Origin of the sequence: Flavobacterium gossypii (genome assembly GCF_014138495.1) — a bacterium.
Lineage (GTDB): Bacteria > Bacteroidota > Bacteroidia > Flavobacteriales > Flavobacteriaceae > Flavobacterium > Flavobacterium endophyticum.
This window is the reverse complement of sequence record NZ_JACJIS010000003.1, coordinates 166,687-178,914: the sequence shown is the minus strand read 5'-3', so window position 1 is coordinate 178,914 and position 12,228 is coordinate 166,687. Positions and strand designations below refer to the sequence as shown.

The 12,228-nt window shown below is 40.0% G+C and carries 4 protein-coding genes; 2 read left to right on the top strand and 2 right to left on the bottom strand.

The window, feature by feature from the left end; translation table 11 throughout:
• Positions 1 to 7: 7 nt before the first annotated feature.
• Together GGR22_RS13815 and GGR22_RS13810 are read left to right on the top strand one after the other, a co-directional pair.
• Positions 8 to 2,449 carry a polysaccharide biosynthesis tyrosine autokinase gene (locus tag GGR22_RS13815; RefSeq protein WP_182494154.1) on the top strand — a complete coding sequence of 814 codons (2,442 nt, stop codon included), beginning with the start codon at positions 8 to 10 and terminating at the stop codon, positions 2,447 to 2,449.
• The gene (locus GGR22_RS13810) at positions 2,434 to 3,330 is read left to right on the top strand and encodes an ABC transporter permease (protein WP_245982556.1); all 897 of its coding nucleotides are present in this window, start codon (positions 2,434 to 2,436) and stop codon (positions 3,328 to 3,330) included. Before GGR22_RS13815 ends, GGR22_RS13810 begins: the two co-directional genes overlap by 16 nt.
• A gap of 77 nt (positions 3,331 to 3,407) precedes the next feature.
• Here GGR22_RS13810 and GGR22_RS13805 read toward each other — a convergent pair whose 3' ends face one another.
• Both GGR22_RS13805 and GGR22_RS13800 read right to left on the bottom strand, forming a co-directional pair.
• Positions 3,408 to 4,307: a PorP/SprF family type IX secretion system membrane protein gene (locus tag GGR22_RS13805; protein WP_182494153.1), complete on the bottom strand. Its 900-nt coding sequence runs from the start codon at positions 4,305 to 4,307 to the stop codon at positions 3,408 to 3,410.
• Between the two features lie 28 nt (positions 4,308 to 4,335).
• Complete coding sequence (locus tag GGR22_RS13800) at positions 4,336 to 12,225, bottom strand: lectin-like domain-containing protein (protein ID WP_182494152.1); 7,890 nt, start codon at positions 12,223 to 12,225, stop codon at positions 4,336 to 4,338.
• Positions 12,226 to 12,228: the final 3 nt, after the last annotated feature.

Below are 12,228 nucleotides of genomic sequence, written 5' to 3'. Positions count from 1 at the left end.
CATAACCATGCTTGACCCAAAAGACTTTTCATTTTTTGAGAATCAAAACAATTTCGATTTCAAAGGTTTCTTGATAAAAATATTGAGCTACTGGAAATGGTTTTTGGCAAGCCTTATCGTTTGTTTCGTGATTGCCTATCAGGTAAATGTCCGAAAAGAGAAAATCTACGGAATGGAGAGCCTTATCGCCATTCGTGAAGAAAGCAATCCGTTTTTTACCTCAAATACGAGCTTGGTTTTTAACTGGGGCGGTACGTCAGATAAAGTACAGACCATCATAACTACCCTGAAATCGCGTTCCCATAATGAAATCGTCGTGGCCAAATTGGAATATTATATCAAATATTTCAAGCAAGGAAAATACAATATGATTGATGCTTATGGCGAAGCTCCTTTTAAGGTCAATATTGATAAAACCAAAGGACAACTTTCAGGAATTCCTATCAAAATAAAATTTGTAAATGCTTCCGAATACGAACTTTCGCTAGCCTTTGAAAGTGAAAGCGTCAATCTCATCAATTATTATGATGAAAGCAACAGCCAGATTGCCGTTCCAGTAGGAGAATATACCAAGAAATTTAAAGTAGGGCAGCAGGTACAATTACCGTATCTGAACTGGAAACTGCAATTAAAACCCGATGCAAATTCCTATGCCGGGAAAGAATATTTTGTACGATTTGACAATGTCAATAGCGTTGTCGGCCAATACCAAGGTATCAGCGTAGAGAGCGACAATAAAGGAGGCTCGATATTGAAGCTGGCTATGCAGGGTACAAATAAGGCCCGTATGGTCGATTATCTGAATACAACGGTTGAGGTTTTAAAAAAGAACCAACTCGACAGCAAGAACCAATTTGCCATCAATACGATTGCTTTTATCGACAGTACCTTGATAGAAATGGAAGGCCAGTTGAAGGGTACCGAAGGCCAATTGAAAGATTTTAGAAGAGGAAAAAATGTTCTTGAATTAGAAAACGGAGGCGGAATAATATCCGAAAAACTTACAAGCTTAGACGTCGAAAGAGACGCTATCAATCGTAAGATATCTTATTATAACACTTTGAAATCGTATCTGAATAACAGTGTCGATTATTCAAAACTGCCGGCTCCAGCTGTTGCTGGAATCGACGATCCAAATATTGTCGGAAACGTTTCTAGGCTAATAGCGCTTTCTATCCAGCGTTCAGAAAAAGCTTATGCGGTAAAGAACGATAGATTTTTTAGAGATTTTGACAATGAGATGGAGTCTATCAAAAAAGTCCTTTTAGAAAATATTGCATCGGCAAAATCGGTAATCCAGAACGACTTGGCGCTGGTCAATGCCCGAATCGGACAAGCCGAAAGTACTATTAAGCGACTTCCTGAAGACCAGCAAGATTTGCTTAAGATTACGAGAAAATACGATCTAGCCGAAAACATCTTCAATACTTTTCTTGAAAAAAGGAATGAAGCCAACATTGTCAAGGCGGCCAATCTTTCGGATATTCATTTTATTGATTCTGCAAAAGATACCGGCGGCGGACTGATTGGTCCGAAAACCAGCGTAAACTATGTACTGGCTTTGTTTTTAGGATTGATGATTCCTCTGATGATTGTTTTCATCATCACATTTATGGACAACAGTATTCATACGGCCGAAGATATTTCTAGGTTGACAAAAATTCCGCTCCTTGGTGTTGTCGGCAAAAAGAAGACGCCTAGCAATCTTGCGGTTCTTGAAAAGCCTAAATCGGCTTTGGCAGAATCTTTTAGGGCTATACGTTCTTCCCTTCAATTTTTGTATAAAAAGCAAAACCTTTCGGGTGCAAAAACCTTGATGCTGACTTCGTCTATCAGTGGTGAAGGAAAAACCTTCTGCTCGATTAATATTGCTACTGTTTTTGCCTTGAGCGAAAAAAAGACCGTTATCGTGGGATTGGATTTGAGAAAGCCGAAGATTTTTGGCGATTTCAATCTTGACAATACTTTCGGGGTGGTCAATTATTTGATCGGACAAAAAACAGCAGATGAGATCATCCAAAAAACACAAATTTCATTTTTAGATGTTATTACCTCGGGACCTATTCCTCCAAATCCAGCAGAATTGATCTTGGGCGATAGCATGAAGGAACTTTTAGATGATCTAAAGAGCCGATACGATTATATTATTTTAGATACGCCGCCAGTAGGCTTGGTTTCTGATGCGTTGGAACTGGCACAATATTGTGATGCTACTTTATATGTTGTCCGCCAAAATGTGACCAAAAAAGGAATGCTTGCTTTGGTAAACGACAAACATAAGAGAGGCGAGCTCAGCAATATCAGCATTATTTTTAATGGCTACGAAAGCAAGGCCAGATATGGTTACGGCTATGGCTATGGCTACGGAGACTACAGCAATGGATATCATGACGAAGAGGAGTCAGGAAATCGTTTAAAAAGAATATCTAAAAAATGGCTGAGAAAATAACAAAAGAGATGGAAAACAGCCTGAAAGACCAGCAATGGCTCTATGAAATAACACCGAAGAGGAAATTAGTTTCCTTTAATTTTAGAGAAGTTTGGCGGTATCGCGACTTGCTGTTGCTGTTTGTCAAAAGAGATATAGTGACGTATTACAAGCAAACGATTCTTGGGCCATTGTGGTTTTTGATTCAGCCGCTATTGACTTCTATAATCCAATTTGTAATTTTCAATAAGATTGCCCAGATTGAGTCGGACGGAATTAACTACTTCCTTTTTGCACTGGCCGGAAACACATTATGGTTTTATTTTTCAGACTGTTTTAAGTCTACATCAGATACTTTTAAATCCAACCAGAATATTTTTGGCAAGGTTTATTTTCCAAGGGTTATCATGCCGATGTCGGTAACGATATCTAATCTTTTAAAATTCGGGATACAGTTTTTGTTTTTTATTTGCGTGATGTTCTATTTTATCGCGAAAGGAAAAGCAACGCTGCCGAATTGGGAAATCGTTTTTACACCAATCCTTTTGCTTTTAATGGCATTGATTTCTCTCGGATTTGGAATGATAATTTCTTCTCTTACGACAAAATATAGAGACTTGACTTTTTTGGTGGGTTTCGGAGTGCAGCTTTATATGTACTTGACTCCTGTCGTTTATCCGACTTCTTTGGTAGTAAAAAAATTGAAGCCGTATGGTTACGAAAATCTTGTTTATCTAAATCCGCTGACAAGTCTTTTTGAGTTTTTTAAATACTCTTTTTTAGGAAAAGGTGAGTTTACAGCCTTTGGACTTATCTATTCTGTGGTATTTTCAATCGTGATTTTCTTGTTAGGCCTTTTAGTTTTTAATAAGACCGAAAAGAATTTTATTGATACTGTTTAAAAAGAGCTCTAAATATAAATAAAAAGCGGGGACAATTGTCCCCGCTTTCTGTTTGCCAAAATTTGTAATCAAAACATTTAGTTTGCTTTTGGCGTTAAGTTGAATCGCAAGTAAAACTCATGTGTTCCATTAGTCACGCTTGCAATTTCATCTCTTAGCGAATGCTCGTAAGCGTATCCGAAATCAAGCCAGTTGTTGACTTTTATGGTTGCTAATCCACTGATAGCTTTGTCAGTTCTATAAGCAGCACCCAGTTCAAATTGTTTCTTGTAATTTAAAACTCCTGTAATATCTAAAGAAGTAGGAGCTCCGTTTACATAGCGAAGCAATGTCGAAGGCTTCAGCATGAAATTTTCATTCAATTTGATATCATAACCTCCGCTTAAATAAATATGCGGCCTGTCTGAAGCAACTGTTGCAACGCCATCTTCATTTTTAGCACGTTGCGTGCTGAGCATTTTTGGAGAAGAAAGCGAGATGTAATACTTTTCATGCTTCAAATAAGCTCCAATTCCAAAATTTGGATTAAACCTGCTGATGTTGACCAATGACGGATCTGGAGACACATTGTAGGTCTGTAATCCATTCACATTTACGTCATAGAAATTTCCTCCTGCTTTTACTCCTAAATAAAGATTAAGGGTTTCGTTCATAGGAATCAAATAAGAGAAGTCTGCAAAAACCGAAGTTTGCTTTTCTACGAAGGTTTTGTCGTTTATCACAGAAAGTCCAATACCTAATCTTTTTCCGGTAGGCGTTCCGAAAGAAACAGCCTGAGTTTCGGGAGCATCTTTTACTCCGGCCCATTGGCTCTTGAAACTGCTTGAGATTATGGTTTCACCATCAGCCCCTGCATAAGCAGGGTTGATGATGTTCATGTTATTTCTGTAGATTGTAAAGTTGGTTTCCTGTTGTCCGTACGCGAAAGCGGCAAAGAAAAATAACAGTACAGCGTTTAATTTATATAATGTTTTCATAATGATTGTCATTTTTATTTATTGCTGATTATCGTGTAAGGTAAATCCATCCTTCATAAGCAGGAGTTCCATTTCCTAAATCAATTTGATAATAGTATGAGGACTCTGGAAGCGGATTGCTAGAACCTTTATAATGACCATTCCAATCATTTTTGTATCCTTTGGCACTGAATACTTCAGAACCCCATCTGTTGAATACTTTTACTACAGAATTTGGATAGTTCGTGATGTTGATAATTTGCCAAGTATCATTGACTCCGTCGCCGTTTGGTGTAAAGGCTTGAGAAATGTTGATTTCTGTCAAGTCGCAAACGTCTCCGATTCCATCTTTATCGATATCTTCCTGACCTGGGTTATAGGTGAACGGACAGTTGTCTGATTCGTTTAGAACACCGTCATTATCGTAATCGTCGTCGCAAGCATCGCCAATTCCGTCGTTGTCAGTATCAATCTGATCTGGATTGGAAGTAAGCGGACAGTTGTCGATTGAATCTTCAATACCGTCGTTGTCATCGTCAGAATCACAGTTGTCTGGTATTCCATCGCCATCATTATCGCCAAAAGTATTGATTACGGTAACGATAGCTTCAGCTTCTGAAACATTTCCATGAACATCTGTAACGGTCATTGTCACGAAATTGGTTCCTGTTTCGCCACAGTTAAATGCGGTCTGGCTTATTGTAATAGAGGCGATGCCGCAATTATCTGAAGAACCATTATTAATATCCATAGCGGTAACATACGCCATTCCTTCTGCGTCAAGAGAAATGGTTATGTCTTGCGTGATTGCAAATGGAGCCATTACATCTTGAACGGTTACTATAGCCGTATTTGAAGTTGTATTTCCGTTGACATCAGTCACTGTTAAAGTCACTGTGTTTGGACCCACGTTCGTACAGTTAAAACTTGTTACATCTAGCACATAAGTTGCAATTGCGCAATTATCTATAGAACCATTATTAATCTGGGCTGGAGCAATTGTCACCTGTCCATTTACATCTAACTGAACTGTGATATTCTGCGTAATTACTGTCGGAACAATAGAATCAACTACAGTTACGATTGCTGTATTTGAAGCTGTATTTCCGTTTACGTCAGTTGCTGTTAAAGTCACTGTATTTGTACCTACGTTGGCACAATTAAAACTTGTTACATCCAGTGCATACGTTGCAATAGTACAATTGTCTGATGAACCATCGTTGATCTGATCCGGAGTAATCGTTGCTTGTCCGTTACTATCTAACTGGACAGTGATGTTCTGAGTGATTACTGTCGGAGCGATCACATCTTGAACGGTTACAATAGCCGTGTTAGAAGAAACGTTTCCACTTGCATCCGTTGCTGTAAGGGTTACTGTGTTCGCCCCCACATTGGCACAAGTAAAGTCAGAAATGTCAAGAGTATACACAACGCCTGAACAGTTGTCTGAAGAACCATTGTTTATTTGAGCAGGAGTGATTACCGCTTGTCCGTTTTCATCCAATTGAACCGTGATATTCTGCGTAATTACTGTCGGAGCAATTTGATCGACTACCGTCACGATAGCTGTTTGGGCCGAAACATTTCCGTTGACATCAGTTACCGTAAGTGTTACTGTGTTTGGACCAACGTTTGTGCAGTCAAAACTTGTTACATCTAGCGCATAAGTTGCAATCGTACAATTGTCTGTAGAGCCATTGTTGATCTGAGCAGGAGTAATTGTCGCTTGTCCGTTAGCATCTAATTGGACAGTGATGTTCTGCGTAATTACTGTCGGAGCAATTTGATCAACTACAGTTACGATAGCTGTATTTGAAGCAGCATTTCCATAATTGTCTGTTACGGTAAGCGTCACTGTGTTTGGACCCACATTCGTGCAATTGAAAGCAGTTATGTCAAGAGCATACGAAGCAATACCACAATTATCTGTCGAACCATTATTGATTTGAGCAGGAATAATTGTTGCTTGTCCAGCAGCGTCTAATTGTACTGTAATGTTTTGAGTAACTACAGTAGGAGCCATCATGTCGGCAACAGTAATTATAGCTGTTGTAGAAGCATAATTTCCGTTTACATCAACACCAAATAGCGTAATCGTGTTTGTAGATCCAATATCTGAACAATTAAAGAAAGAACGAGAGATTCCCATCGTTTCGATAGCACAGTTGTCAAAAGAACCATTGTTTACATCTGCAATAGTCAAAGTATATTCACCATTGATATTTAGATGAACCGTCACGTTTTGAGCAATCATTGTTGGAAGGATGTTATCTTCAACAGTTACTACAGCAGTATTTGAAGCCACATTTCCATTGACATCTGTTATAGTCAAAGTCACTGTGTTTGGACCAACATTTGTACAGTTGAAAGCAGTTGTGTCTAAAGTATACGTTGCAATAGCGCAATTGTCAAATGAACCGTTATTTATTTGTGCAGGCGTGATTGTTGCCTGACCATTAGCATCTAATTGTACCGTAATATTTTGTGTAAGAACACTAGGGTTGATATTGTCTTCTACTGTTACTACAGCGGTATTCGAAGCGGCATTTCCATAGATATCTGTCACTGTCAAGATCACGGTATTCGGACCTACATTTGTACAGTTAAAAGCTGTCTTATCTAATGAATAAGTTGCAATAGCACAGTTGTCGGTAGACACATTGTTTATTTGTGCAGGCGTAATCGTTGCCTGACCGTTTGTATCTAATTCAATAGTGATATTTTGGGTCAATACTACAGGGGCTATAACATCTTCTACAGTCACGACAGCGGTATTTGAAGCCGAATTTCCGTTAACGTCATTTATAGTCAAGGTTACGGTATTCGCTCCAACGTTTGTACAGTCGAAACTTGTTATGTCTAAAGCATAAGTCGCGATAGTACAGTTGTCAGTCGATGCATTGTCAATCTGAGCCGGAGTAATCGTAGCCTGCCCGTTGGCATCTAGCTGAACGGTGATATTCTGCGTAAGCACGATCGGTGCAATTGAATCTTCCACAGTCACGATAGCGGTATTCGAAGCCGAGTTTCCGTTTACGTCAGTCACAGTCAAGGTTACGGTATTCGATCCAACGTTTGTACAGTCAAAAGCCGTAGTGTCTAAAGCATAAGTTGCGATAGTACAATTGTCAGTCGACGCATTGTCAATCTGTGCAGGAGTAATCGTAGCCTGTCCGTTGGTATCTAGCTGAACGGTGATATTCTGCGTAAGCACGATCGGCGCGATTGAATCTTCTACAGTTACTACTGCAGTATTTGAAGCCGAGTTTCCGTTTACGTCAGTCACAGTCAAGGTTACGGTATTCGGTCCAACGTTTGTACAGTCGAAACTTGTTATGTCTAGAGCATAAGTTGCGATAGTACAGTTGTCAGTCGACGCATTGTCAATCTGAGCCGGAGTAATCGTAGCCTGTCCGTTGGCATCTAGCTGAACGGTGATATTCTGAGTAAGCACGATCGGCGCGATTGAATCTTCTACAGTTACAACAGCGGTATTCGAAGCTGAATTTCCGTTTACGTCAGTCACAGTCAAGGTTACGGTATTCGATCCAACGTTCGTACAGTTGAAACTTGTTATGTCTAAAACATAAGTTGCGATAGCGCAGTTGTCAGTCGACGCATTGTTAATCTGTGCAGGCGTGATTGTTGCCTGTCCGTTGGCATCTAGCTGAACGGTGATATTCTGAGTAAGCACGATAGGTGCGATTGTATCTTCGACAGTTACTATAGCAGTATTTGAAGCTGAGTTGCCACTAGCATCTATTCCTGTCAAAGTCACGGTATTCGATCCTACGTTTGTACAGTCAAAAGCCGTGTTGTCTAAAGCATAAGTTACGATAGCACAATTGTCGAAAGAACCATTATTTACAGCTGCAGGAACAATTACTGCTTGTCCATTAGCGTCTAATTGAACCGTAATGTTCTGAGTGATGATTGTTGGATTGATAATGTCTTGAACCGTTACAACTGCTGTTGAGGTTCCTACATTTCCATGAATATCTGTCACCGATAATGTTACCGTGTTTGCTCCAGTCTCAGAACAATTAAAAGTAGTTTTGCTTAACGAATAAGAAGCAATACCGCAATTGTCTGTTGAACCATTGTTGATTTGCCCAGGAGTAATCGTAGCTTGTCCGTTTGCATCTAACTGTACTGTAATGTTTTGAGTAATTACATTAGGAACCATCACGTCGGCTACGGTTACAACCGCGGTAGTCGCGCCTAAATTTCCTGAAGGGTCATTCCCAAAAAGCGTAATAGTGAAACTTTGTCCAGCATCAGCGCAGGTAAATAAAGCTCTGGTAATTCCGAGATTAGAAATACTGCAATTGTCATAAGAACCATTGTTTACTTCTGACGGGACTAAATTGTAAATACCGGCCGCATTTAGATGTACGGTGATATTTTGGGTAATAATAGTCGGATTTGTAGTGTCTTGAACCGTTACTACTGCTGTTGATGAAGAAGTATTTCCGCTAGCATCAGTGGCTGTAAGCGTTACTGTATTTGGACCTAGATTAGAACAGTTGAACGTGCTTGGACTTACTGTTAATGAAGTAATTCCTACGTTGTCAAAAGAACCGTTGTTTACTTGGGCAGGAGTTAGGACCACTTGACCATTGGCAGCAATTGATACAGTTGTGTTTTGCGTTATTACTGTTGGAGCGATGTTATCAATAACCGTTACGGTTGATGTTGCCGTGCCCACATTTCCTTTTGCATCAGTTACAGTCAATGTTACTGTATTGGCTCCAAGATTTGTTCCGTTGAAAGTAAGCGGCGAAGCTGTAATAGTAGCAATACCGCAATTGTCAGACGAGCCATTGTTTATAGCCGTAGCTGTTGTTGAGCCTTGCCCGTTTGTTCCTAAATAAACAGTAACGTTTTGGGCAATAGCTGTAGGATTTACAGTATCGTTAAAAGTAACATTAAATGTTCTTGTAGCTGTAGAACCATCGCCATCTGTTACTGTTAAAGTTACGGTTGAAGTTCCGAATTGTCCCGTTACAGGAGTGAAATTTACTGTTCTTGTAGCTCCAGTTCCTGAAATCGAAATATTGGTCAAAGGAAGCAAAGCCGTATTCGTAGAGCCAGTAGCCTGAAGCGAAATGTTAGCTACAGGTGATTCACTGTCAGCTACGGTAGCAGTAACTGAACCTGGAGTATTATAGCAGTAGCTTTGGTTTGCAATAGCTGAAATTGTAGGTGGCGTGCTTACAATCGATGTTAAGCAGTAGCCGTTAAAACGTACTCTGTGTTCGCTTGTAGAACCTCCAGTTGCTGCCGTGAATCCCCAATACGCATACTGATTTCCTAAAATGGTAGTAGGTATATCGATTACGGTATTGAAGATTACCGAGCCTTCATAAGTTACCTTAAACGTTTTTGAAGCCGCGATCCACTCAAAAACAGCATCGTGCCAATTGCCATCTTCTATCTGTCCGGCATTATAGTAAGGTGCAAACTCAGAATGAGCTGAAATGATTTGTGCTTGGCCATTTCTTACAATCGCGATATGGTCATTCGAAATAGGATCTGAACCAGGATTGTAATATGTATCAAACTCTACCGCTAGAGAAGGCATAATGCCTTGATATCCTACTCCGCCTCCCAAAGTGCCTTGGTTGGATGATAAAGGTTGCAATACAAAAGCAAGTCCGTCAGCTCCTGCGTCGGATGAGCCGAAATAAAGCTGCGTACTGATTTTGAAGTTTTCGTTCAAGTCAAGTCTTGCTTTCCCCCAAACAGAACCGAATAGATTGCCTATGTTTTCTGTAAGACGTGCTTCATTTCCGATTAAGATAGCATTTCCATTTGTTATAACATCTGATGCGTTAAAAGTGTTGCATGGAGTTATGTAGATTGAAAAGCTTGTTGTGGCAGTACAGCTATTGTTGTTTGCTGTTACAGTATAGCTAACAGAAGATTGCGACCCTGTTGGAGTTCCTGAAATGGTTCCGTTGGCAGTGTTAAAAGTTAACCCGGCAGGCAAAGCTGGCGAAATACTCCAGTTTGTACTAGTACCGCCTGTATTTGTAACGGCAATAGGAGTAATCGTCTGGCTTTGGTATAAATTATAGGTAGCCGATGCGTACGAAATTACAGGAAACTGGTTTACTGTTAGAGTAAATGTCGTCGTGGCAGTAGCGCCCAATTGGTCAGTGACTGTAAGTGTTATTGTGGCCGTTCCATGTTGGTTGGCTGCTGGCGTTACTGTGACTGTTCTATTAGCGCCTGTACCTCCTAAAACGATATTTGAAACTGGGACAAGAGTTGTATTAGAAGAACTTCTAGTCACTGTCAGGTTGGCTGCAGCAGTTTCAACATCGGCAACTGTAAAGGCTAGGGCTGTAGTTGCTGCATTTGCACATACGGCCTGATTTGTTACAGCTGAAATTGTCGGATTGTTATTTGCTACAGTTGTAAATGTAACTTGAGGTCCGTAACCAGTTCCTACAGAGTTTGTAGCATAAGCTCTGACATAATAGGTTGTTCCTGAATTCAATCCAGCCATTGAGCTTGTAAATGTGCCAAGACCAGAACCATCCGTTGTTACGCTATTTGCAATTGTCGGATTTGCGGAAGTGCTCCAGCAAATTCCTCGCGCCGTAACCGCTTGTCCGCCGTCGGAACCTACTGTTCCTCCTGATGCAGCTGTGATTGCGGTTATTGAACTCGCAGCTGTCGTAGCTGTTACATTTGGAATTGTGTATGCTAGCGTGGTAAACGTAGTGTGGTAAATTGTTGAATAGGCAGGAACAGCATCTCGAGTTACAAAATACAATTCATAAGTTGTATTAGGAGATAATCCCGTAATCGGAAACGCAGTTTCAACATTAGCAGGCATAGCAGAGGAACCATGGGCTATTGATGTAACAGATCCGTAGTTGGTACCTGCTTGGATTTGAGCTTCTGTTGGAGCTGTTGAGCCTTGCGGTACGACAATATAATAACCATTTACAGCATTTTCTGAAGTAGAATTAAAAATAGCTGAGGTATACGTGATATTATTTACGGCTCCACTTGCTTGTGCAACATCTTCAATGATTTCATCAATATCAGCGATTGTTCCTGCAGCATAATACCAAGTGAATTCATCGCTGGCATTTACGGCTAAATTGTTGAAACGCACATAGAAACCATAAGAGCCATCGGTAGTTCCTGAATTTACTACAGAAGTCTGCGGATTTTGATTGATGACGTTGGTCCAATTGCAACAACTATTTACGATTGTATTTCCTCTTGGAGAATTGGAATAAAAAAGAATAGCCTCGTCATTATTATAAATCTTTAATGCGGCGGAAGGTTGTGATGGCAAAGTGTTTAATACAAATGCCCCATTTACTAAATTTCCTTTTTGTTTAATGTTATCGTCTGTCAGACCAACAAAATCATCTCGAGTACCCACCCAGATTCTAACATTGCTGATTGGTGCGGCACTCACATTTTTTACTTTTACTTTTACTTCAATGTAGCCAGCATTTTGCAAAAGACTAAAAGTATTTTCGACTTCAAGAAGCGAACCACCCACATTTATATTTCCTTTTGATACGACCGTACCATATCCATTTGGAGCGGTAGTATACGTGAATCCTGAATAATCGATCGTTTGGTTGGTCAAGGCTGGATTTTGAACGATGGTTCCATTTAAATTCCATTCACTGGTTCCATCTCCTCCAACTGCATAGGCATTGTCAAGAGCATAATTGCTATATGTCAATTTTCGCCATTGTGCAGCAATTGAGTTGTAATAAAAAGGTTGCTGCATGTTTCCTGTGTTGTTGATAGAGTTTTCTGCACCATTTCCAACACGGAGTTTATTATTGTTGATGATTCTTTGCTGTGCTTCGGCTCCAGAAGAAGTTAAAAGCACAAAAGTTTGTATCGCCAACAAAGCCGTCAAGAATAATTTCTGAAAGTAATTTTTCCTATTTTCCATAAA